Annotated in this window: 21 protein-coding genes; 5 read left to right on the top strand and 16 right to left on the bottom strand. The window is 64.8% G+C overall.

Translation table 11 applies throughout. The features are described from left to right. Positions 1-12: 12 nt before the first annotated feature. The 6 genes from JY96_RS01615 to JY96_RS01590 all read right to left on the bottom strand — a co-directional run bounded on the left by JY96_RS01615 (position 13) and on the right by JY96_RS01590 (position 4,316). On the bottom strand, positions 13-558 hold the full coding sequence (locus tag JY96_RS01615) for a GNAT family N-acetyltransferase (protein WP_035034395.1): 546 nt from the start codon (positions 556-558) through the stop codon (positions 13-15). Beyond that, positions 545-1,186 carry a molybdenum cofactor guanylyltransferase MobA gene (gene mobA / locus JY96_RS01610; protein ID WP_235333821.1) on the bottom strand — a complete coding sequence of 214 codons (642 nt, stop codon included), beginning with the start codon at positions 1,184-1,186 and terminating at the stop codon, positions 545-547. Before mobA ends, JY96_RS01615 begins: the two co-directional genes overlap by 14 nt. Then, a complete protein-coding gene (gene moaA / locus JY96_RS01605) occupies positions 1,179-2,330 on the bottom strand; it encodes a GTP 3',8-cyclase MoaA (RefSeq protein ID WP_035034391.1) in 1,152 nt (383 codons plus the stop codon). The genes mobA and moaA overlap by 8 nt, the downstream gene beginning before the upstream one ends. A gap of 53 nt (positions 2,331-2,383) precedes the next feature. Continuing rightward, positions 2,384-3,052: a C40 family peptidase gene (locus JY96_RS01600; protein WP_235333820.1), complete on the bottom strand. Its 669-nt coding sequence runs from the start codon at positions 3,050-3,052 to the stop codon at positions 2,384-2,386. A gap of 242 nt (positions 3,053-3,294) precedes the next feature. After that, positions 3,295-3,717: an organic hydroperoxide resistance protein gene (locus JY96_RS01595; protein WP_035040730.1), complete on the bottom strand. Its 423-nt coding sequence runs from the start codon at positions 3,715-3,717 to the stop codon at positions 3,295-3,297. Between the two features lie 98 nt (positions 3,718-3,815). Further along, positions 3,816-4,316 carry a MarR family winged helix-turn-helix transcriptional regulator gene (locus JY96_RS01590; protein WP_035034389.1) on the bottom strand — a complete coding sequence of 167 codons (501 nt, stop codon included), beginning with the start codon at positions 4,314-4,316 and terminating at the stop codon, positions 3,816-3,818. A gap of 134 nt (positions 4,317-4,450) precedes the next feature. On the opposite strand from JY96_RS01590, the gene JY96_RS21860 reads away from it, so the two are divergent. After that, positions 4,451-4,837: a TraR/DksA family transcriptional regulator gene (locus tag JY96_RS21860; protein WP_161784227.1), complete on the top strand. Its 387-nt coding sequence runs from the start codon at positions 4,451-4,453 to the stop codon at positions 4,835-4,837. Here the strand turns inward: JY96_RS21860 and JY96_RS01580 are convergent, their stop codons facing one another. From JY96_RS01580 to queF, 10 genes are all read right to left on the bottom strand, one after another. Beyond that, complete coding sequence (locus JY96_RS01580) at positions 4,838-6,856, bottom strand: ABC-F family ATP-binding cassette domain-containing protein (protein WP_035034388.1); 2,019 nt, start codon at positions 6,854-6,856, stop codon at positions 4,838-4,840. Between the two features lie 67 nt (positions 6,857-6,923). After that, a complete protein-coding gene (gene prmB / locus JY96_RS01575; protein WP_035034384.1) occupies positions 6,924-7,811 on the bottom strand; it encodes a 50S ribosomal protein L3 N(5)-glutamine methyltransferase in 888 nt (295 codons plus the stop codon). Next, the gene (gene dapE, locus JY96_RS01570) at positions 7,811-8,965 is read right to left on the bottom strand and encodes a succinyl-diaminopimelate desuccinylase (protein WP_035034382.1); all 1,155 of its coding nucleotides are present in this window, start codon (positions 8,963-8,965) and stop codon (positions 7,811-7,813) included. The genes prmB and dapE overlap by 1 nt, the downstream gene beginning before the upstream one ends. Before the next feature lie 8 nt (positions 8,966-8,973). Next, positions 8,974-10,155: a PilT/PilU family type 4a pilus ATPase gene (locus tag JY96_RS01565; protein ID WP_035034378.1), complete on the bottom strand. Its 1,182-nt coding sequence runs from the start codon at positions 10,153-10,155 to the stop codon at positions 8,974-8,976. A gap of 53 nt (positions 10,156-10,208) precedes the next feature. Beyond that, the gene (gene dapD / locus JY96_RS01560) at positions 10,209-11,033 is read right to left on the bottom strand and encodes a 2,3,4,5-tetrahydropyridine-2,6-dicarboxylate N-succinyltransferase (protein ID WP_035034375.1); all 825 of its coding nucleotides are present in this window, start codon (positions 11,031-11,033) and stop codon (positions 10,209-10,211) included. A gap of 15 nt (positions 11,034-11,048) precedes the next feature. Further along, positions 11,049-12,278, bottom strand: coding sequence for a succinyldiaminopimelate transaminase (dapC, locus tag JY96_RS01555; RefSeq protein WP_035034373.1), 1,230 nt, complete (start codon positions 12,276-12,278; stop codon positions 11,049-11,051). 55 nt (positions 12,279-12,333) lie between these two features. Then, positions 12,334-13,497, bottom strand: a complete 1,164-nt coding sequence (locus JY96_RS01550; protein ID WP_052162027.1) for a GGDEF domain-containing protein — start codon at positions 13,495-13,497, stop codon at positions 12,334-12,336. Further along, complete coding sequence (locus JY96_RS01545; RefSeq protein WP_152606330.1) at positions 13,494-14,660, bottom strand: diguanylate cyclase; 1,167 nt, start codon at positions 14,658-14,660, stop codon at positions 13,494-13,496. Before JY96_RS01545 ends, JY96_RS01550 begins: the two co-directional genes overlap by 4 nt. A 121-nt stretch (positions 14,661-14,781) precedes the next feature. Further along, positions 14,782-15,435 (bottom strand): energy-coupling factor ABC transporter permease, encoded by a 654-nt coding sequence (locus JY96_RS01540; RefSeq protein ID WP_035034370.1) that lies wholly within the window; start codon positions 15,433-15,435, stop codon positions 14,782-14,784. Between the two features lie 27 nt (positions 15,436-15,462). Further along, positions 15,463-15,915, bottom strand: coding sequence for a preQ(1) synthase (gene queF / locus JY96_RS01535; RefSeq protein ID WP_235334011.1), 453 nt, complete (start codon positions 15,913-15,915; stop codon positions 15,463-15,465). Positions 15,916-16,169: 254 nt separating this feature from the next. Here queF and smc point away from each other — a divergent pair, with 254 nt between their 5' ends. Genes smc through def form a run of 4 tightly spaced genes read left to right on the top strand, consistent with a single transcriptional unit; the run spans position 16,170 to position 23,529 of the window. Further along, positions 16,170-19,685: a chromosome segregation protein SMC gene (gene smc, locus JY96_RS01530; protein ID WP_035034369.1), complete on the top strand. Its 3,516-nt coding sequence runs from the start codon at positions 16,170-16,172 to the stop codon at positions 19,683-19,685. A gap of 14 nt (positions 19,686-19,699) precedes the next feature. Next, positions 19,700-20,776 carry a cell division protein FtsZ gene (locus tag JY96_RS01525; protein WP_035034366.1) on the top strand — a complete coding sequence of 359 codons (1,077 nt, stop codon included), beginning with the start codon at positions 19,700-19,702 and terminating at the stop codon, positions 20,774-20,776. Between the two features lie 14 nt (positions 20,777-20,790). Continuing rightward, positions 20,791-22,962, top strand: a complete 2,172-nt coding sequence (gene ligA, locus JY96_RS01520) for an NAD-dependent DNA ligase LigA (RefSeq protein WP_052162026.1) — start codon at positions 20,791-20,793, stop codon at positions 22,960-22,962. A 30-nt stretch (positions 22,963-22,992) separates the two neighbouring features. Next, entirely contained in the window at positions 22,993-23,529 is a 537-nt protein-coding gene (def, locus tag JY96_RS01515; protein ID WP_035034364.1) for a peptide deformylase, read from the top strand. Positions 23,530-23,551 lie beyond the last annotated feature (22 nt).

Below are 23,551 nucleotides of genomic sequence, written 5' to 3'. Positions count from 1 at the left end.
TGAACCGGGTCTTCAGAGGATGAGGACCATGGTCAGCTTGTCAAAGTAGCGGACCTGGCCAGGTGCGTCAACCAGTTTGATCGCATGGGGCAGGACCCCGCACGCCTGGAAGCCCGCGCGCTCATACAAACGGATGGCGGACTCGCTGGACGTGCTCACGCGCAGCATGATCTGCTCCAGGCCGATCGAGTGGCGTGCTTCCGCAATGGCCGCATTGACCAGCATGAGGCCGATGCCTTTGCCCGTGTGTCGGGCGCTCACCATCATGCTGTTGAGTTCAGCGCTGTGGCGCAGTTTCTGGAGTGACTGGCGCTCCAGGCCGATCATGCCCACGAGCTCTTTCTCGACCCAGGCGCCCAGCAGAAAGGTGCCGCCCAGGGTTTCGCTCAAGCCAAGGCGGCCCAGGTAGCTTTCAGGGGGGCGGGCACGCTCGCTTTCGATGTCGGCATCAAAGGCATCAGGGTGCAATTGCAGGCCTTCGTCACGAAGCTTCTTGTATGCACTCAGCTCGGCGGGCGCAATGCGTGCAATGCGTACGGAAGAATCAATCCCGACCACGCAGTGTCTCCAGGGTGTTCATGTTGGCAAAAGCGCTCGTGTCAGGGAAGGATACGCTGGACCAGGATTGGCTACGAACCCAATGGCCAACTTTACGTTCACCATTCACGAACTGATGCAGAGTGTCAGGGCAAACCCGCTTGCGAATCAATCCACAGACCCAATGGTGACGGGGCTCCTGGGCGCTTGATTCCGTGCAAGGAATCACGATGTCGGCGTTTGTTTGCAAGGCTTGCTGCATCAGGCGCGTCACCAGGTCGCGCGGCAGGTGGGGCATGTCGCAAGGCGCCACCATCAGCCAGTCGGTGTCGGTGTGACGCATGGCGGTGATGAGGCCGGCCAGCGGGCCGCTTCGGGGTTCGAGGTCGGGGTCGTCAGGGAATACGGCTTGACTTGATTCGGCCGAACTCGCGCCAGTCGCTTCATGCAGCAGCTGCGCGTAGCGATCCAGGTTGCGATTGGCGCTGATGTGCAGTGTCTGGCATTGCGGCGCCAGGCTGTTGAGCACCCAGGTGGCCAGTGGCTGGCCCTGGTAGTCGACCAGGCCTTTGTCCTGGCCTTGCATGCGACGGCCTTCGCCGCCGGCCAGCAGCCAGCCTGTGACGCCTGTTGACACCGCTTCAACCACCGATATAGCTCATTTCGACGCGTGGCGCAGGCGTGTTACCCGGCGCCTGCAGGTCTTGGGTCGGTGAGCCGCGCAGTTGTGAATAACGATCCTGGCGTTGCGACCACAGGCCGGCCAGGCGCGCTGCGATGTGTTCGTCGGGCAGTTGCTGTTCGCTGCGAAGCAGGCTGCGCAGATCATGGCTCTGGCTGGCAAACAGGCAGGTGTAGAGCCGGCCGTCGGTGGACAGCCGCAGGCGGGTGCAGTCGCCGCAGAAGGCCTGCGTCACGCTGGAGATGAAGCCGATGTGGCCTGCGCCGTCTGCATAGGCCCAGCGTTGGGCGGTGGCACCGTGCCGGGCTTGTTCTGCCGGGCGCAGCACGAACTCTTTGTGGATGCGTGCGCGGACGTCATCCGAGGGGAGCACGTGCGCCATCTGCCACTGGTTGGTCTGGCCGACGTCCATGAACTCGATGAAGCGCAGTTCGATGCCGCTGTGCCGGAAGTGGCGTGCCAGCGGCAGGATCTCCTGGTCGTTGACGCCTTTTTGCACAACCATGTTGACCTTGATGGGCGCAAGGCCCACCGCCTGTGCGGCCTCGATGCCGGCCAGCACGTCTGACACGGACAGGTTGGCATCACTCATGCGCTGGAAGGTGGCCTCATCCAGGGCGTCCAGGCTGACGGTCACGCGCTGCAACCCGGCGTCTTTCAGTGCCCGTGCCTTGCGCTTGAGCAGGCTGCCGTTGGTGGTCAGCGTGAGTTCAGGGGGCTGGCCGTCCAGGGTACGCAGGTTTGCCAGCTGGCTGATCAGCTTGTCGATGTCCTTGCGCAGCAGGGGTTCGCCACCTGTCAGCCGCAGTTTGGTCACACCCAGCGACAAGGCGATGCGTGCCGCGCGGGTGATCTCCTCGAAGCTCAGCAGCTCAGCCTGCGGCAGGAAGGGGTGGTCAGAACCGAAGGCGGTGCGCGGCATGCAGTAGCCGCAGCGGAAGTTGCAGCGGTCCGTGACCGAGATGCGCATGTCATGCAGGGGACGCCCAAGCAAGTCAATCGGCAGCCGGGAGACGGTCGCCTGCTTGGCGGCGGGCAAGGGCAGGGCGTCTGGAGAGGACGTCCGGATCGGGATGATGCGTCCGGTTTGCTGCGCGGGTGACTGACTCATGGCCCCGCATTGTGCGGCAAGTCTGGTTGGCTTGCCGTGGCCCTGATGGCAACTCAGTTGTTGGGCGGCGGTGTTTGCTGGCGCGCGATCATGGCCGGCGCGCGGCGTGCACCGTCAAAACGTTGCTGCCAGTATGCCTGGCGCATGTCCTCGACGCGAACATGGCCGCCCGCGCGTGGCGAGTGGATGAATTTGTCGTCGCCGATGTAGATGCCCACGTGCGAGAAGGTGTGGCGCAAGGTGTTGAAGAACACCAGGTCACCGGGCTTCAGCTCGGACTTCTGGATCGGGATCAGGTCAGGCGAGTTGGCTTGTTCGATGGCGCGGCGCGGCAGGATCAGGCCCACGCTGTTTTCGAAAACGTGGCGGGTGAAGCCGCTGCAGTCGAAGCCGCTCTGTGCGGACGAGCCGCCCCGGCGATAGGGGACGCCCAGGAAGTTCATGGCTGACAGCACCAGGTCGGAGGCCATGTCCGTGGCCTTGTCTCGCACCTGCTGGGCCAGTTCGACCACAGGTTTTGTGTTGGGCAGCAAGCCTTTGTCGGCCAGGAAGCGGGAGACGGGGTCGGCGTTGTCAGTGCCTGCAGCCTGAGTTGTGCCGGTAGCGGCCGCAGGTGGTGCGGGCGTGGTGCTCGATGCCTGAGGCAAACCCGCCGTTGTGCTGGTGGGCGAGTTGGTGTTCACGGACTGCGCCGAGGCCGATGAGACGGCGCCCAGCAGCAAGCCGCACGCCAGCAGGCCGGCGGCAAGCGATGTGTGGACACCAGAAGGGATCCCGGGGGCAGGGTCGCCCAAAACTTGGGCTAGGCGGCCTTGACGGCGGATCGTGAAAACCATGGGTCGCAAGCGTAGGCGCTCAACTGCAGCGCGTCAACCTCAGGAAGCTGGGGAAAACCTGAGATTAGCACCGAATTTCCGGGTTTTATCCCGAACGTCGAAGCCTGATCGCTTGCGGATGGCTTCGATCAGACCAGATTGAGGGTGACCTGGATGTTGCCGCGGGTCGCGTTGGAGTACGGGCAGACTTGATGGGCCGCGTCGATCAGTGCCTGCGCCTCGCTGCGGTCCATGCCAGGAAGCGTGATGTTGAGAGCGACTTGGATGCCGAAGCCGGCAGGAATGGGCCCGATGCCTACTTCTGACGCGATCTGGGTGCCGGCCGGCAGGAATTTTTTGGATTGTGCAGCCACGTGGCCCATGGCGCCGATGAAGCAGGCGGCGTAGCCCGCGGCAAAGAGTTGCTCCGGGTTGGTGCCTTCACCGTTGCCGCCCAACTCCTTGGGGCGGGCGAGGGCGACGGACAGCTTGTTGTCCGAGCTCACGGCACGGCCGTCGCGGCCTCCGGTGGCGGTTGCGTGAGCGGTGTAGAGAACTTTGTCGAGCGCCATGATCTTGCCTTTCGTGATGATGAGATTGAGCAATTAAATTGTGCGCAAGTTAATTGGGGCGTGTGTGCATGACGATGAAGACCTGGCCCCCTGGGGGGTTAATGCCCGGGAGTGCCTGCGAGAAGGCGCGCACGCAGCGCTTGCAACTGTGCCCGCAACTGGCCGATTTCCTGCCCGTTGAGTTGCAGTTGGCAGGCCATGTTCACGGGCACGCTGGCCGCGCTGTGCCGGAGCTCTCGGCCCGCCTGACTGAGGACCACCCGTACGCGGCGTTCGTCCTCCGTGTCCCGGCGACGAGTCAGCAAGCCCTGGCTCTCCATGCGCTTGAGCAGCGGGGTCAAGGTGCCCGAGTCCAGGTGCAGCAACTGCCCGAGTTCATTGACGGTGCGCTCGTCTTGCTCCCACAGCAGCAGCATCACCAGGTACTGCGGGTAGGTGAGGCCCAGCGGTGCCAGCATGGGTTTGTAGGCCTTGGTCATGGCCAGGGAGGCGGAGTACAGCGCAAAGCACAACTGCTGGTCGAGCTGGAGCAGGTCGTCTGGGCTGGCTGCGGCGGGCTTGAGCGCATCGCTGTCAGCGCATGGGGGCAAGGATGACATGGCGCAATGTTAGCCCGCGGTGCGCCCATTGGCAGGCTCGGCTTGACATGCCGCAAGGTGAGACGCCGGTTTGCTGACTATTCTCAAAAAAAGTAGCGACTGTGGAGAACCAGATGCCAAGCAATCAAGCGCCCATGTTGACCCTTGAGCCGGAGTTGACCGTCGAGCAGGTGGCGCGTTTCAAGGCCAGGCTGCAGGAGCAGGTGCGCGCCTTGAGTGCGCAGGACGTTGAGCTGCGCGCGCGCCTGGCTGCGGAAGAGTCCGTGACGGCCAATACCTTTGTTGCGGGCATCGAGGGGGCCATGGCGGCCGAGGCTGATGACGAGGTCATTGCGCTTTTGCAACATGAACAGACCGAACTGGCCGCGGTCAAGCAGGCCTTGGATCGCATGGAAAACGGCGAATACGGCCAGTGCACCGAATGCGGTGACCCGATTGGCCTGTCCCGTCTGGAGGTGCTGCCAGAAGCGCACCTGTGCGTGGGTTGCCAGGACATGCTGGAGCACCGCCAGGGGCGCTGATCAGGCTTCGAGTTGCTCGATCTGATCGGTCAGCTCCAGCCACCGGGATTCCAGCTTTTCGATCTCTTCGCCCAGGGCCTTGAGCTGTTTGCCTTGCTCTGCGCGTTCGGCGCCTGACAGGCCTGGGTCGGACAGGCGGTCGGTGAGCGCAGCTTGCTCCTCATGGGCCTTGGCCATGCGCTGGTCCAGCTGCTTGAGTTCGGCCTTCAGCGGTTTGGTCAGTTCGGCCACGCGCTGGCGTGCCTGGGCCTGGGCCTTGCGGTCCTCCTTGTTCTTGGCGGGGGGCGTTGCAGGGGCTGGTATGGGGGCGCTGGGGGCAGGGGGCTGTGCAGAGGCCTCAGCCGGCTTGGGCTGTGTCTTGCCATTTCGGTCGGCCTCACGCGCCGCTCGGGCCGCCTGGGCCACTTCCCTGGCTTGCTCCTGCAGCCACTTCTGGTAGTCATCCAGGTCGCCGTCAAAGGTGCTGACGCTGCCTTTGGCCACGAGCCAGAATTCGTCGCACACCTCGCGCAGCAGCGCGCGATCGTGGCTGACCAGCATCACGCTGCCTTCAAATTCGTTGAGCGCCATGCTCAAGGCTTCGCGGGTGGTGAGGTCCAGGTGGTTGGTGGGTTCGTCGAGCAGCAGCAGGTTAGGGCGTTGCCAGACGATCAGGGCCAGCACCAGGCGTGCCTTCTCCCCACCGCTGAACTGGCTGACGGGCTGGTTGACCATGTCGCCCGTGAACTGGAATCGGCCGAGGAAGTCGCGCAGCTCCTGCTCGCGGGCATTGGGGCCCACATCTCGTGCCAGGCGGATCATGTGCTGCATGGGGCCTTCGTCCATGCGCAGCACGTCGAGCTCCTGCTGCGCGAAGTAGCCGATGCTCAGGCCCTTGCCTTCGGTGATCTCGCCGCTGATGGGCTTGTTCATGTGGGCCAGGGTCTTGACCACGGTGGACTTGCCTTGCCCGTTGGCGCCCAGGATGCCGATGCGCTGGCCGGGCAGCACGGAGCGGTTGATGCCCGAGACGATGGTCAGGGGTTCTTGCCCTTCGCGGTGGTAACCGCAGGCCAGGTCCTTGATGGCCAGCATGGGGTTGGGCAGGCTGGCCGGCTCGGGGAAGGTGAACTGGAAGTCGCTGGCGGTGAGCACAGGGGCGAGCTTTTCCATGCGCTCCAGCGCCTTGACGCGGCTTTGCGCCTGCTTGGCCTTGCTGGCCTGGGCCTTGAAGCGGGCGATGAACTTGGACAAGTGCGCGATCTTGTCTTGCTGCTTGTTGAAAGCCGCTTGCTGCTGGCTCATGCGTTCGGCGCGCATGGACTCGAAAGCGGTGTAGCCACCGGTGTAGCGGGTGAGCTTGCCATCATCGAGGTGCAGGGTGACCTTGGTGATGGCGTCCAGGAATTCGCGGTCGTGGCTGATGATCAGCAGGGTGCCTTCATAGCGCTGCAGCCAGGCTTCCAGCCACACGAGTGCGTCCAGGTCCAAGTGGTTGGTGGGTTCGTCCAGCAGCAGGAGCTTGGCCGGGCACATCAGGGCGCGGGCCAGTTGCAGGCGCATGCGCCAGCCGCCCGAGAAGCTGTTGACGGGGGCCTGGGTCTGTTCGAGCGTGAAGCCCAGGCCGAGCAGCAGGGCCTGGGCGCGAGCCGGGGCATCGAAGTAACCGACTTCGGCCAGCGTGGCATGGGCCTCGCCGATGGCATTGCCGTCATCGGCTTCTTCGGCTGCAGCCAGGTCGGCCAGTGCCTTCATCAGGCGGGTGTCGCCTTGCAGCACGTACTCGGTGGCCGGGTCGTCCGTCTCGGGCATGTTCTGCGCGACTTCGGCCATGCCGCCTGGCAGCAGCCAGCTGGGTGGGATCTCGACGTCACCGGCATCGGGGTGCAGACGGCCCGCCAGCAGCGAGAACAGCGAGGACTTGCCCGCGCCATTGCGCCCGATCAGGCCGACCTTCTCGCCAGGGTGCAGGGTGGCGCTGGCCTGGTTCAGGACGGGCTTGGTGCCGCGCAGCAGCGAGACGTTCTTGAGGACGATCATGGGGCAATCAGTAAAACGGGGGCGCGCCTGATGGGCACGCAGAGCGTGCGCAGTCTAAGGCAAGGACTCAGGCCAGCAGGGCTTCGCGGGTGACCAGCAGCACCTGGTCGTCGCCGGACGAGGTTGGCAGCCAGAACACAGGCAGATCGGGGAAGGCGCGCTCGAAGTGTTCGCGCTCGTTGCCGATCTCCAGCACGAGCACGGCTTCGGGCGTCATGTAGCGATCGGGTTGGGCGCGCAGGTCGGCGATCAACTGGCGGGTGAAGTCCATGCCATCGTCGCCGGAGGCCAGGGCCAGTTCGGGCTCGGCCTTGTATTCGGCGGGCAGCGCCTTCATGGACTGGGCGTTCACATAGGGCGGGTTGCACAGGATCAGGTCATACGGGCCCTTGACCGATTGCAGACCGTCGCTTTGCAGCAGCGTGATGCGATCGGCCAGCTGGTGCTGGTCCACATTGATGCGGGCCACGGCCAGGGCGTCCGGGCTGATGTCGGCGCCATCGACCGTCACGTCCGGGTAGGCCATGGCGGCGAGCACGGCCAGGCTGCCGTTGCCGGTGCACAGGTCCAGCACACGACGGGTCTTGTCGCTGAGCCAGTCATCAATGGTGCCTTCGGCGAGCAGCTCGGCGATGAAGGAACGGGGCACGATGGCGCGCTCATCCACATAGAAGGGCACGCCTTGCAACCAGGCTTGCTTCGTCAGGTAGGCCGCGGGTTTGCGGGTGGTGATGCGCTCCTCGATGAGCTGGCGCACCTGCTCGGTCTGGTCGGGTGACACGGCTTGATCGGCCGCGCCGTCCAGGTCATCGATGGGCAGGCCCAGGCGCCACATCACGAGCCAGGCGGCTTCGTCGAAAGCATTGGTGGTGCCGTGGCCATAGCCCACCTGGGCTTGCTCCAGGCGGTCCGCGCTTTGTTCGATCAGCTGGATGACGGTCATGGTGTCGCCCATCACGCCAGCAGCCTTTCCAGCGTCTGCTTGTAGATGTCCTTGAGTGGCTCGATGTCGGCCACGGCCACGTGTTCGTCGATCTTGTGGATGCTGGCGTTGACGGGGCCGAACTCGACCACCTGCGGGCAGATCTGCGCGATGAAGCGCCCGTCTGAGGTGCCACCGGTGGTGGACAGTTCGGTGTCGATGCCGGTCACGCGCTTGATGGCCTCGGCCATGGCGTCAACCAACGGGCCGCGGCGTGTCAGGAAGGGGCGACCGCCGAGCGTCCAGTCGATGTGGAAGTCCAGGCCGTGGCGCTTGAGCACGTCTTCAAGGCGGCTCTGCAGGCTTTCAGGTGTGGACTCGGTCGAGAAGCGGAAGTTGAAGTCGATGACCAGTTCGCCGGGAATGACGTTGTTGGCGCCCGTGCCTGCATGGATGTTGGACATCTGCCAGCTGGTGGGCGGGAAGTGGTCGTTGCCCTCGTCCCAGACGATGGTGGTGAGCTCGGCCAGGGCCGGCGCGGCCAGGTGGATCGGGTTCCTGGCCAGGTGCGGGTAGGCGATGTGGCCTTGCACGCCCTTGATGCGCAGCTTGCCGGAGAGCGAGCCGCGTCGGCCGTTCTTGATCATGTCGCCCACCTGCTTGACCGAGGTGGGTTCGCCCACGATGCAGGCGTCCAGGCGCTCGCCGCGTTGCTGCAGCCACTCGCACACCTTGACGGTGCCGTCCACAGACGGGCCTTCTTCGTCGCTGGTGATCAGGAAGGCGATGCTGCCTTGGTGTTGGGGGTGGGCTGCCACGAACTCTTCGCTGGCCACGATCATGGCGGCCAGCGAGGTCTTCATGTCGGCGGCGCCGCGGCCATACAGCAGGCCATCGCGGTAGCTGGGCACGAAGGGCGGGCTGGTCCATTGGTCCAGCGGGCCTGTGGGCACCACGTCGGTATGGCCGGCAAACACGAGCAAGGGCGAACCACTGGCGTGACCGCTGCCACGCTTGATGGCCCACAGATTGGTGACCGGCGCGGCCTGCGGCCCGTAGACCAGGGTCTGGCATTCAAAGCCGATGGCGCGCAGGCGCTCGGCCATCAGGTCCTGGCAACCGTGGTCTTCAGGGGTGACGGACTGGCGTGCGATCAGCGCCTCGGTGAGGCGCACGGTAGCGGTCATGAGTGGTATCAGAAACGGGTGGACGAGAAGTTCTGGTCGTCGTTGTTGACGTCCAGTGTGATCTCGGTGAACGACGGGCCGTCGTCCTGCTCTTCAACCTTGGGCGCGAGCTTGGTCTTGTTGCCCATGTCGTTTTGCAGGCGCCACATGAGGTTGGTGGGCGAGTCGGCGTGGATCAGGCCTTCGTCGCGCGTGACCATGCCTTCGTTGATGAGGCGGGCGATGTCCTGCTCGTAGCTCTGCGAGCCTTCGGCCATGGACTTCTCCAGCGCTTCCTTCACGCCGGTGAAGTCGCCCTTGACGATCATCTCGGACACCAGTTGCGTGTTGAGCAGCACTTCCACGGCCGGCACACGCCCGCCTGTGGTCGACTTCAACAGACGTTGCGACACGATGGCCTTGAGGCCCGAGGCCAGGTCGCTCAGCAGCGCAGGGCGTGCTTCCGGCGTGTAGAACGACAGGATACGGCCCAGCGCGTGGTAGCTGTTGTTGGCGTGCAGGGTGGACAGCACCAGGTGGCCCGACAGCGCGTACGAGATCGCCGCCGTCATGGTTTCACGGTCACGGATTTCGCCGATCAGGATGCAATCAGGTGCCTGGCGCAGCGCGTTCTTCAGGCCCACTTGCAGCGATTGTGTATCGCGGCCCACTTCACGCTGGTTCACGATGGACTTCTTGTTGGTGAACAGGAATTCCAGCGGGTCTTCAATGGTGAGGATGTGGCCGGTCATGCGCTGGTTGCGGTGCTCCAGCATGGCGGCCAGCGTGGTGCTTTTACCGGCGCCGGTGGCACCGGCCAGCAGGATCAGGCCACGCTTCTCCAGGATCAGGTCGCCCAGCACATCGGGCACGTTGAGCGAATCCAGCGGGGGGATGTCCGACGGGATGTAGCGGAACACGGCCGCCACCGAGCCACGTTGCTTGAACGCGCTCAAGCGGAAGATGGCCACACCGGGGATGGTGATGCCCAGGTTCAATTCACCGGTCTCGTCCAGCTCTTCCATTTGCGTCGAAGAGATCATCTCCGACAGCAGTTGGCGTGGCTGGGACGGGCTCAGCACCTGATCCGTCAACTGCATGATCTGGCCATGGAGCTTGATGAGGATGGGCGTGCGCGCAGACAGGAAGACGTCGGACGCCTTCTTCTCGGCCATCAAGCGCAAGACCCGTTCGAGATTGCCACCACTCATCAATGTGCTCCTGGTTGAATCAGATGCTGTGAAAGATCAGGTCGCGGCTGCGATCAGGCGCCGCGCAGCAGGTCGTTGATGCTGGTCTTGGAGCGGGTCTGGGCGTCCACGCGCTTGACGATCACGGCGCAGTACAGCGAGTACTTGCCGTCGGTCGAGGGCAGGTTGCCCGACACCACCACGGAACCGGCTGGGATGCGGCCGTAGCTGACTTCGCCGGTGGCGCGGTCATAAATCTTGGTGGACTGGCCGATGTACACGCCCATCGAGATCACCGAGTTCTCTTCCACGATCACGCCTTCCACCACTTCGGAGCGGGCACCGATGAAGCAGTTGTCTTCGATGATGGTGGGGTTGGCTTGCAGGGGCTCCAGCACGCCACCGATGCCGACGCCGCCGGACAGGTGCACGTTCTTGCCGATCTGGGCGCAGGAACCCACGGTGGCCCAGGTGTCGACCATGGTGCCTTCGTCAACGTATGCGCCGATGTTCACGTAGGAGGGCATCAGGATCACGTTCTTGGCCTGGAAGCTGCCACGGCGGGCCACAGCGGGTGGCACCACGCGCACGCCCGAGGCGCGCAGCTGTTCTTCGCTCCAGCCGGCGTACTTGGTGGGCACCTTGTCGTAGAACTGCAGGGGGCCGTCGCCCATGGGCACGTTGTCGTTGAGGCGGAAGGACAGCAGCACGGCCTTCTTGAGCCACTGGTGGGTCACCCAGTCACCGTCGATCTTTTCGGCCACGCGCAGCTTGCCGCCGTCCAGGGCGTCGATGATGTGGTTGACGGCGTCGCGGATTTCAGCGGGTGCGCTGGCGGCGGACAGCGAAGTGCGCTGTTCCCAGGCGTTGTCGATGACGGTTTGCAGAGCTTGGGTCATGTTGTTCTCTCGAATTCAGACGGATTGGGATTGGATGAAGGCCTTGATGCGCTCGGCAGCTTCGACACATTCGTCGACGCCGGCGACCAGCGCCATGCGGATTCGGCCTTGGCCCGGGTTCACGCCCTTGGCTTCGCGCGCCAGATAGCTACCGGGCAAAACGGCCACATTGTATTGAGCCAGCAGCTCGCGGGTGAAGGTTTCGTCGCTGCCGCCGCAGATGTGACTCGGCACTTTGGCCCAGAGGTAGAAGCTGGCGTCGGGCAGGGCCACATCCATGACCGAGGCCAGGATGGGGGTGACGCGTTCGAACTTCTGGCGGTAGAGCGCGCGGTTTTCCACCACGTGGGCTTCGTCGTTCCAGGCCGCCACGCTGGCGCGCTGCACGGCCGGGCTCATGGCGCTGCCGTGGTAGGTGCGGTAGAGCAGGAAGGCCTTCATGATGGCCGCGTCGCCCATGACGAAGCCGGAGCGCAGGCCGGGCACGTTCGAGCGTTTGGACAGGCTGGTCAGCGCGATCAGGTTCTTGAAGTCGTTGCGGCCCAACTTGGCGGCGGCTTCCAGGCCGCCCAGCGGTGCGGCGTCGGCGCCTTCGCGGAAGTAGATCTCGGAGTAGCACTCGTCGGAGGCGATCACGAAACCGAAGCGGTCGCTCAAGGCGAAGAGGCGTTGCCATTCGTCCAGCGGCATCACGGCACCGGTGGGGTTGCCGGGCGAGCACACATACAGCAACTGCGTCGTGGCCCAGACAGATTCAGGGATGGAAGACCAGTCGGCCGCGAAGTTGCGAGCCGGGTCGGAGTTGGCGAACACCACGCGGGCGCCAGCCAGCAAGGCGGCGCCTTCGTAGATCTGATAGAACGGGTTGGGGCAGACGACAGCCGGGCCGCCCGCATCCCGATGCTGGCTGGGGTCGATCACGGTCTGGGCCAGGGCGAACAGGGCCTCGCGCGAGCCGTTGACGGGCAGGATCTGGGTGGCGGCATTCAGCTTGAGCCCGTAGCGGCGCTCGACCCAGGCGGCGCACGCCTCGCGCAAGGCGGGTTCGCCAGCGGTGGCCGGGTAGCTGGCCAGGCCGTCCAGCGCGGCGGTCAGGGCCTCCTTGATGAAGGCCGGAGTAGGGTGCTTGGGCTCACCGATCCCCAGGCTGATGGGGCGGTAAGCAGCGTTCGGGGTGACACCAGCCGTGAGGCCGCGCAGGCGCTCGAACGGATAGGGCTGGAGTTTCTTCAGCAGTGGGTTCATCCCGCGATTATCCCAGCCCTGCGCTGCCGCCATGGCGGCGGGGGCAAGTTGGTGCTCAGGGCTTCTCCGGGGGCGCCGTGACGTTGCGGTCCCGGCCTTCGCTCTTGGCCTGGTAGAGGGCCTTGTCAGCGCGCTCCAGCGTGTGGTTCAAGGCCGTCACCGTATCGTGCACGGCCAGGCCCGCCGAGAACTTCACGCGCAGGTTAGGTACGGTGTCGGTCACGGTGCAGTTGGCCAGGGTCTGGCGCAGCCGCTCCAGGGCGATCAAGGCCTTTTCCGCGTTGGTATTGGGCAGCAGGAAGATGAATTCCTCGCCGCCCCAGCGCGCGATGATGTCGGTTTCACGCAGCACGATGCCCGCCGCGTTGGCAAAGGCCATCAGGGCCTGGTCACCCACCTTGTGGCCGTACTGGTCGTTGACGCGCTTGAAGTGGTCCAGGTCGATCAGCACCACCGTGAAGCGCTCACCGTAGCGGTCAAAGCGTTTGACCGCATCTTCCAGCTTGTCCTGCATGAAGCGGCGGTTGTAGAGGCCCGTCAGCACATCATGGGTGGCCATTTGCTGGACTTGCTCCAGCGCGACGCGCAGATCCCGCCGCTGCGCCGCCAGCCGGTTGCGCCACGAAGAGATCTGGTAGGCCGAGAAGATCAGCGTGGGTACCGTGCCCAGCAGCAATTCGAATCGAAGCAACTCGAGTTTGGGCGGGTAGTACTCAGGGTCGATGTGGGCCAGGATGCCCATGCTCAGGCCCAGCAGCAGCATGGCCAGCACCCCGATCTGCACCGATTGCTTGGGTGTGTGCGTGTACATGCCAAACACCATCACCAGGGCAATCAGCACCAGCACCACGCCGCGGTCATGCGGGGCAATGGCTGTGTAAGCAAAGGCGATGGCCAGCAGCGCGAACACGTTCTGCGGCAGCATCAAGGTGGGGTCCTTGAGGTGCTTGGTCTTGCCAAAGCGCACCAGGGAATAAAACAGCACGTACGCCGGCATGCTGGTGGCCCACAGCAGCTTGGGGGCGAAGGGGCGCATCAGGTTGATTTCGGCGGCGTAGTACGCGGCGCTGCAGCAGATGCCGTACATGATCGCGCACAGCAAGATCGCCGCCGTGCGTGCGCGCGTGGCGCGGTCAGGGCCGAAGATCAGGTTGACCAGTCGGCCAACCGCCTCGACGATCGGGTCATGCGCGGGTGCGGGTGGGGTGAACTGGGTCATGACAAGGCCTCCCCGGAGACGGCCTGAGGCGCGGTCAGGGGCTTGAGTTCGGCGCCTGCGAGCACGCAGCGGTTGCGCCCCTGGTGTTTGGCGTCATACAGCGCCTGGTCGGCACGTTCGATGAGGTGTTCCAGCGATTCGCCCGGCAGCGCTTGCGCGAGGCCGGCCGAGAAGGTGATCCTCAGCTGCGGGTAACCAGGGAAGTTCAGCGTCTCCACCGTTTGGCGCAGCCGCTCGATGGCGATCATGGCCTCGGCAGATGCGATGGTGGGCAGCATGATCAGGAACTCCTCGCCGCCCCAGCGCGAGAACTTGTCCACCTGCCTGATCTGGCCTTGGGCGTGCTGCGCGACGCCCCGCAGCACGGCATCCCCCGCATGGTGGCCGAAGTGGTCGTTGACATGCTTGAAATGGTCGATGTCGATCAGGGCCACGCACATCGGTGCCCCGGTGCGCTCGATCAGCCGTAACTCGGTTTCGGCCATGTCGGTCATCATCCGGCGGTTGAGTGCGCCGGTGAGCATGTCGGTGGTGGCCATTTGCTTGACGGTATCGACAGCCTCTTGCAGTTCACGGGCCTGGCGGCCGATGCGGATGCGGATGTCGCTCACCCATTTGCCGATCAAGGACAGGGTCAGCAAGGTGGAGCCGCCCACCACGAAGTGCGTCCAGACCGAAGAACCGTTGCCGTTCAGGCTGTTGGTGGCGGTCATGCCGATGATGCTGGCGCCCAGCGACAGGATCGTGAACACGCCCAGCATCAGCACTTGCATGGGGCGCAGCCGGAACATGGCCAGGACGATGGTCTGCGCGATGAGGATCATCACGTTGGCACGGTTTTCACCCAATTGGATGTAGGCCACCATGCACAAGGCGATGGACACCAGCGCATGCGGGAAGGTCAGGACGGGGTCGCCAAAGCGCTGTGACCAGCCGGAGCGCACCAGCGCGAAAACGGCCAGGAAGGTGATCACGCTGGCCAGTGTCAATTCTTGCGCGACGCGGATGTCCAGCAGCCCCAGGTGAACCGAGTGCATGATCACGCCCAGGTTCACGGTGTAGGGCTGCAAGGTGACCAGAACGAGCAGGACGTGGCGACGCCGATGCGGTTCCACGCCCAGCAACAGATTTGACAGCGCTTGCAGCCAGAGAGGTTTGTTCATCAAAGCTCGACAGGTTTCACGGGCTATCGGCATTGTGTGGAAAAGCTTGACCCTTTGGTCAACTCAGTGTCAGGTTGCAGGCCGCAGAAAGCGGGTGGGGATTTCCCGCTATCCGAAAACATCATGGCTGCTCGTGTGAGCCTGGCAGGTAACGCTGGTCCGAATAGGTCAGTAGCCACTCGGGTTTGAAGGCCACAAAGATGGCCGTGAGCATGCCGGTGCTGATGGCCTCACCCCAGCCAAGCAGCCAGTGGGCCAGCATCCATTCTTCGACGTCAATGGTGTCGGGCTTGTGCAGGGCAAAAGTGGCCAGGTAGCCGGTGGCCGTGACCGCCAGTGCCGTGGCCACGAAGCCTCGCCCCAGGATGTAGACAAACAGGTGTTTGGGCAGCCAGCGGCGTACCAGCAGCCCCAGCAGCAGGGCCAGGGTGGCGGGGATCACGCCCAGCCAGACGATGTGGGTGACCAGGGCATCGGGGTTGGGCCAGGCGCGGGCCTCGATGAGTTTGGCTGCGAAGCCGATCGGCAGCAGGCTCCAGATGGCCAGCGGCCAGCCGAACATCAGGACCAGCAGGCAGGCCCCGCTGACATGCAGGGCCAGGCCGTTGGGCAGCAGGTGCTCGGTCCACCAGACCCAGGGCAGCAGCACCATGGCGCCCACCCAGGGGCTTTGCAAGGGGGCATGCCGCAGTGGCAGCCAGGGCTTGAAGGGCAGGGCCAGTGTCAGGGCCGCCAGCAGCACGGCCCAGTCCAGCCATGCCGGCAGGTTGCTCATGGCAAGCCCTCGTCAGACTGAAGGCGATCAGCCCAGCAGGCCGGTTTCCGCGTTGTGCTGCGGCAGGTCCACGCGGGGGGCAGGCTTCCAGCCCTTCTTGCGGTGCTCGACCACGACATTGGTGTAGATGCCGCCACGCACGTACCACTTGGCCGTGATGCGCAGGTAACGCGGGTTGATGGCCTTCACCATGTCCGTGAGGATGTCGTTGGTGACCTTTTCGTGGAAGGCGCCGTCATTGCGGTAGCTCCACATGTACATCTTCAGGCTCTTGAGTTCGATGCACAGCTTGTCGGCGATGCAGTCGATGGTGAAGTGGGCGAAGTCAGGCTGGCCGGTCAGCGGGCAGAAGCAGGTGAACTCGGGCACCTGGAACTGGATGACGTAGTCGCGCTCGGGGGCTGGGTTGGGGAAGACATCCAGCGAACGAGAGGGCGTCGAGGGGGGCGTGGCCGGCTTGGCGCGCTCGCCCACCGCCAGGGCACTGGCCTTGCTGCCAGCCTTGGTGGCGGTCTTGTTGACAGGCTTGGCCTTGGTGCTGGCGGGGGTGTCAGCGGCAGGGGCAGCAGGGGCTTTCTTGGCCATGGCGGGCTACTTATCGGTAAGGGGAAATCGGCAAAAGTGCGATGTTATCATCTTTGGCTGATCCTGGCCTGTTTTGGTACGGGTTTTGTCAAACAAATCAATGACTTAGCGGGTTTTTCGGAGGCGCGAGTCCCGGGCCGACATCAAGCATGCGACTGAATTCGATCAAGCTGTCTGGCTTCAAGTCATTCGCCGAACACACCCACTTCCAGCTGCCTGGGCAATTGGTTGGTGTGGTGGGGCCGAACGGGTGCGGCAAATCCAACATCATGGACGCGGTGCGCTGGGTGCTGGGTGAGTCCAAGGCGTCCGAGTTGCGTGGCGAGTCCATGCAGGACGTGATCTTCAACGGCTCGGGCAACCGCAAGCCGGCCAGCCGCGCCAGCGTGGAGCTCGTGTTCAGCAACGAAGACGCGCGCGCCGGTGGCCAGTGGAACCAGTTCGCCGAAATCGCCGTCAAACGCGTGCTGACCCGCGACGGCAACTCCAGCTATTTCATCAACAACCAGCCGGTGCGTCGCCGCGACGTGCAGGACGTGTTCCTGGGCACCGGCCTGGGCCCGCGCGCCTACGCCATCATCGGCCAGGGCACCATCAGCCGGATCATCGAGTCCAAGCCTGAAGAACTGCGCCTGTTTCTGGAAGAGGCCGCGGGTGTCTCCAAGTACAAGGAGCGCCGCCGCGAGACCGAGAACCGCCTCAAGGACACACGCGAGAACCTGACCCGCGTGGAAGACATCCTGCGCGAGCTCAACAACAACCTCGACAAGCTGGAAAAGCAGGCCGAGGTGGCCACGCGTTACCACGGCCTGCAGGAGCAGGGCACGCTGAAGCTGCATCAGCTGTGGTTCCTCAAGCACCGCGATGCCGCGACAGAAGAAACACGCATCAAGCAAGCCGTGCTGGAGGCGACCAATGCGCTGGAAGGCCGCATGGCCGAGCTGCGCGCCGTGGAGGCCGAACTGGAGCATGTGCGCCAGGACCATTACGCGGTGAGCGACGAACTGCATGCCGCGCAAGGTGTGCTGGCCGAGGCCAATCTGGAGGTCAGCCGGCTGGAAGAACGCATTCGCTACGTGGTGGAAGGGCGCCAGCGCGTCGAGCAGCGTCTGGCCGAATTGAAGGGCCAGAACGACCAGTGGGCCGAGCGCAAGGCCGCCGCCGAGTTCGAGCTGGAAGAACTGGCCGAGAAGATGATGGCGGCCGAAGAACAGGCCGAGATCCTGGCGGCCCAGGCTGAAGAGCTGGCCGGCAACATCCCGGCATTTGAAGATGCTGTTCGCGCGGCGACCACCCGTGCCAACGAGCAGCGCGGTGTGGCCGGCCAGGTGCAGCAGCAGATCCAGTTGCTGGCCGCCGAGTCGCGCAACATCGATGACCAGTCGCGCCAGTTGAACCTGCGCCGCGAGCGCCTGGCCACCGAACGCCAAGGGCTGGCTGCCAGTGATGACGCCCGCCTGATCGACCTGCGCCGCCAGCTGGAAGCCGGGCAGGAAGAGCTGGCCGTGTTTGAAGCCCAGCTGGGCGAGCTGACCGAAACCGTGCCCGTGCTGGACGAAACCCGCAAGGCCGCGCACAACGACAGCGCTGCCCAATCGGCCAAACAGGCCGAGCTGGTCGCGAAGCTGGAGGCACTGCGCGCCCTGCAGGAAAAGGTGCAGACCGAAGGCAAGCTCAAGCCCTGGCTGGCCAAGCATGGGCTGGACAGCCTGCAAGGCCTGTGGACGCGCGTGCACATCGAGACGGGCTGGGAAAACGCGCTGGAATCGGCCTTGCGCGAGCGCCTGTCCGCGCTGGAGGTGGGCCGCGTCGAAACCGTGCGCGCCTTCGAGAACGACGCGCCGCCGGCCAAGCTCGCCTTCTACAGCCTGCCTCAAGCCGGCATCCAGAACACCCACACGACGCTGCCTCGTCTGTCGGATCTGCTGCGCCTGAACGACCAGGGCCTCAAGGCCTTGATGAATGACTGGCTGGAAGGCGTCTACACCGCCGCCAACCTGGAAGAGGCACTGGCCAATCGCAGCAAGCTGACGCACGGCGAGGTCATCATGACCAAGGCGGGGCACACGGTCAGCCAGTTCGCGGTGAGCTTCTACGCGCCTGATTCGGAACAGGCCGGCATGCTGGCGCGTGCGCAGGAGATCGAGAACCTCGAAAAGCAGGTGCGTGCCCAGGCCTTGATCGCCGAAGATGCACGTGCCGCCATGATCCGTGCCGAGGCCGCCTACACCGATGGCGCCCAGCGCCTGGCCACAGCACGCCGCGATACCAGCGAGATCCAGCAGCGCACGCACCAGTTGCAAGTCGAGGTGCTGCGCCTCACGCAACAGGCCGAGCAGACCAATGCCCGGCGCGGCCAGATCGAGGAAGAACTGGCTGAAATCGATGCGCAACTGGGCGACCTGCAAGAGCGCCGCGCCACGGGTGAAGCCCGTTTCGAAGAGCTGGACATCAGCCTGGGCGAGGCGCAAGAGAAGCACGCCCAGCTGGAAGAGGCCGTGATCGAGGCCGAGCGCAAGCTCAACCAGGCCCGCGAGCAATCACGTGCCCTGGAGCGCCAGGCGCAGGAAGCCCAGTTTAGCGCGCGCAGCATGGCCGCACGCCGTGGCGAGTTGCAGCGCGGCATCGAAACCGCATCCCAGCAGATCCAGGCCAACCAGACATCGGCCGCACAACTGCAGGAAGAGCACGCCCGCCTGAGCGACACCACGGCGCAAACCGGTTTGGACGACGCCTTGGCGGTCAAGCTGGAAAAAGAGGGCTTGCTGCTGCAGACGCGCAACCGCTACGAGGATCTGTCGGCTCAGTTACGTCGTGCGGATGAGCAACGCATGGCCTTCGAGCGCAGCCTGCAACCTTTGCGCGACGAGATCACCAAGCTGCAACTGGAGCAGCAGGCCGCCACGCTGGGCGGCGCGCAGTTCCTGGAGCAACTGACCGCCGCCGAGGTCGATCTGGAGGCCCTGGCCGCCGGCATCGAGCGCGATGGCGTCAAGCTCTACGGCCTGCAGACCGAGATCGACCGCATTCAGCGCGAGATCAATGCCCTGGGCGCCGTCAACCTGGCTGCGCTGGATGAACTCACCGCTGCCTGCGAGCGCAAGACCTTCCTCGATTCGCAGATGGCCGACCTGATGGACGCCATCAAGACCCTGGAAGACGCCATCTACAAGATCGACCTGGAAACACGCGATCTGCTGGGTAGCACCTTCAATACCGTCAACGAGCACTTTGGCCGCATGTTCCCCAGCCTGTTTGGTGGGGGCACGGCCAAGCTCGTCATGACGGGCGACGAAATCCTGGACGCAGGCGTGCAGGTCATGGCCCACCCACCAGGCAAGAAAAACAGCACCATCCACTTGCTGTCCGGTGGTGAAAAGGCCCTGACCGCGATCGCGCTGGTGTTCGCCATTTTCCAACTCAACCCCGCCCCGTTCTGCCTGCTCGACGAAGTGGACGCGCCGCTGGACGACGCCAACACCGAGCGCTACGCCCGACTGGTCAAGAGCATGTCCAGCGGCACCCAGTTCCTGTTCATCTCCCACAACAAGATCGCCATGGAGATGGCCGAGCAACTGATTGGCGTGACCATGCAGGAACAAGGCGTGTCCCGCATCGTGGCGGTGGACATGGAAGCCGCACTGGGCATGGCCCAGGCCGCTTGAGGAACAACACAAACATGAGCAATTCCCTGACCCTGTACCTGGCCATCCTCGGCGGTGGTGTGCTGGCCGCCGTGGTCGCGCACGGCGCCTGGACGGCCCGCAAGGCCGCCGCGCGGCAACCCAAGCGTGCCACGCTGGAGCCCATGGATGGCGCCGCTCGCCCTGGTGACGCGGCTTCACACAGCGCGATGGACGACATCCCCACGCAGCCCATGGATGAGGTGCCCGGCGCAGCGAGCAAGCCCAGCATGCCCCCCGTGAAGCGCACGGGGCCGAAGCTCGATGCCCTGGTGGATGCCATCGTCACCATCAGCATCGAGGCGCCCATGAGCGGCGATCACATCCTGCTGCACGTGCCCACCACGCGCCGCGCGGGCAGCAAGCCCATGCTGATCGAAGGGCTGCGCACCGATTGTGGCGAGTGGGAGCAACCGCAAGCTGGCGTGACCTACAGCGAACTGCAGGCAGGCGTGCTGCTGGCCAACCGCACCGGCGGCCTCAACGAGATCGAATACTCCGAGTTCGTGCAGAAGATCCAGGCCATGGCCGATGCCCTCGGTGCTTCGGTCGAGGCGCCCGACATGCTGGATGTGGTGGCGCGCGCCAAGGAGCTGGATGCCTTCGCGGGTGCGCACGATGCGCAACTGGCCTTGCGCCTGCACGCACGTGGCAGCGCCTGGTCGCTGGGCTATGTGACCCAGCAGGCCTCGCGCCATGGCTTCCTGCCAGGTGCCTTGCCGGGCCGCCTGGTGCTGCCTTCGCCCGAAGAGGGGGCGCCACCGATCCTGACGCTGCATTTCGATGCCCAGGCCGCATTCGCGGAGGATCAGGAACAGGCTACCTTGCGCGAGCTGGTGCTGTCGTTCGACGTGCCACAAACGGCCGTGGAGCAGCAGCCCTTCAAGGCCTGGTGCGCGGCCGGCGAGGCGCTGGCCATGGCCATGGATGCCACGATGGCCGATGACCAGGGACACCCCTTTACCACGGCGGCCTTTGCCTCCATCGAGGGTGAACTGGGCAAACTCTATGAAGCCCTGGCTGCGCGTGACCTCGCGGCCGGCGCCCCATCTACGCGTCGCCTGTTCAGCTGAAAGCGGAGTTCGGCATGAGCCAGTCTGATCTGTTTGGCGCGCCAGCCAGCGGCACGCCGGATGCGGCGTCGCCTGCGCAACAGGCCGCGAACCTGCGCGAGCAGCTGCATTTCCATGCACACCGCTACTACGTGCTGGACGACCCGCAGATCCCTGACGCCGAGTACGACCGCCTGTTCCAGGCCCTGCAAGCGCTGGAAGCGGCACACCCGGAATTGCGCACACCGGACTCACCTACGCAACGCGTGCTGGGCAAGGTGCTCGATGGCTTCATGCCGGTTCGGCATGCCGTGCCCATGCTGTCGATCCGCACCGAGACGGACACGCAAGCCAGCGGCGCCGAGGCCTTCGACGCCCGAGTGCGCCGCGAACTGGGCCTGCCAGAAGACGCACCCCAGGTGGAATACGCGGCAGAGCTGAAGTTCGACGGCCTGGCCATCAACTTGCGCTACGAAAGTGGTGTGCTCGTGCAGGCCGCCACGCGCGGTGATGGAGAGCAGGGCGAGGATGTCACCCAGAACATCCGCACCATTGGCCAGATCCCGCTCAAGCTCAAGGTGGCAGGCGCTGCGCCCGAGGTGCTGGAAGTCCGCGGTGAGGTCTACATGCGCCGTGACGACTTCGAGGCGCTCAACGAGCGGCAGCGCCAACAGGGCGATAAGACCTTCGTGAACCCGCGCAATGCCGCGGCTGGTGCCGTGCGCCAGCTGGATCCCGGCATCGCTGCCAGGCGCCCCTTGAGCTTCTTTGCCTACGGCCTGGGCGAGGTCAAAGGCTGGGACGTGCCACCCACACACAGTGGCCTGCTGGATGCCTTGCGTGACATGGGCTTGCCTGTTTGCGCAGAGCGCACGGTGGCCCAGGGCGCTTCCGGCCCGAATGGCCTGGTGGCCTTTCATCAAGCCATTGGCCAGCGCCGCGACCAGTTGCCCTTTGACATTGATGGCGTGGTCTACAAGGTCAACAGCCGAGAGTTGCAAGAGCGCCTGGGCTTCGTGACCCGCGAGCCCCGTTGGGCCGTGGCACACAAGTACCCCGCGCAAGAGCAGCTCACGCAGGTCGAGGGCATCGACATCCAGGTCGGCCGCACCGGCAAGCTCACGCCCGTGGCCCGCCTCAAGCCGGTGTTCGTGGGCGGGGTCACCGTCACCAACGCCACCTTGCACAACTTGTTCGAGCTGCGTCGCAAGCGCGTCAGGGTAGGGGACACGGTCATCGTGCGCCGCGCGGGGGACGTCATCCCTGAAGTGGTGGGCGTCGTGGGCGAAGCGCGCGCCAGCTACGTGCCCAACTTCCGCATGCCAGCTCACTGCCCTGTGTGCGGCAGCACCGTGGTGCGCGAGCGCGGTGAGGTGGATCACCGTTGCACAGGTGGCCTGTTCTGCGCGGCCCAACGCAAGCAGGCGCTGCTGCACTTCGCCCAGCGCCGCGCCGTGGAGATCGAAGGCCTGGGTGACAAGCTGGTGGACCAACTGGTCGACAGCGGCCTGGTGCGCACCTTGCCCGAGCTCTACAAGCTGGGCCTGGCCAAGCTGGCCGCGCTCGACCGCATGGCCGACAAGAGCGCGCAGAACATCGTCAACGCACTTGAAAAGAGCAAGACCACCACGCTGCCCCGCTTCCTCTTTGGCCTGGGCATCCGCCACGTGGGCGAAGCCACGGCGAAGGACCTGGCGCGGCACTTTGGCGGCATCGATCGCATCATGGATGCCAGCGTCGACCAACTGCTCACGGTGCGCGATGTCGGGCCCGTGGTCGCACAGAGCATCCGCACATTCTTTGATCAAGCCCATAACCGCGAGGTGGTCGAGCAACTGCGCGCAGCCGGCGTCACCTGGCCCGAGCACGAGCCTTCGGCGGAGGCCGATGCCGCCTCGCTGCCGCTGTCCGGCAAGACGCTGGTGCTCACAGGTACGCTGCCCACCTTGTCTCGCGAGGATGCGAAGGCCATGATCGAAGCGGCTGGTGGCAAGGTGGCCGGCTCCGTGTCCAAGAAGACGCACTACGTCATCGCCGGCGAAGAGGCCGGCAGCAAGCTGGAAAAGGCCCAGAGCCTGGGCGTGCCTGTGCTGGACGAGGCTGGCTTGCTGGCCTTGCTGGCCCCCGGCGCGGATTCGGCCGATTCGCCAGCCCCTGCAGACCCCGCCGATGCTGCAGGCACGCCGAGCCAGGCAGACCAGAACTGAATACGGAAAGCCCGGCTGGAGGACGAGACCATGGCCATCTGCGAGATCCTGAAAATGGGCGACCCCAGGCTGCTGAAGGTCGCCAGGCCCGTTGAAGCCTTCGACACATCCGACCTGCACGACCTGATCGCGGACCTCAAGGACACGATGGCCGCCGCACAGGGGGCGGGGCTGGCCGCGCCCCAGATCGGCGTTGATCTGGCCGTGGTGATCTTCGGCTTTGGCCGCAGTCAACGCTACCCGGATGCGCCACCCGTGCCGGAAACGGTGCTGATCAACCCCGTCATCACGCCCTTGTCCGACGAGGAAGAGGCCGGCTGGGAGGGCTGCCTCTCCGTGCCTGGTTTGCGCGGCGTGGTGCCTCGTTTTGCGCGCATCCGCTACACCGGGTTCGACCAGTACGGCCGCCGCATCGAGCGCGAGGCTGAGGGCTTTCACGCCCGCGTGGTGCAACACGAGTGCGACCACCTGATCGGCAAGCTCTACCCCATGCGGGTGTGCGATTTCAGGCTGTTTGGCTATACGTCCGTGCTGTTCCCCGAGCTGGACGCGCAAGCCGACGACTGAGGCTGCGGCTGTTGCCCTGAAC

Origin of the sequence: Aquabacterium sp. NJ1 (genome assembly GCF_000768065.1) — a bacterium.
Classification (GTDB): domain Bacteria; phylum Pseudomonadota; class Gammaproteobacteria; order Burkholderiales; family Burkholderiaceae_C; genus Aquabacterium.
The sequence above is the reverse complement of the archived record's forward strand: the minus strand, read 5'-3'. Positions and strand labels throughout refer to the sequence as shown.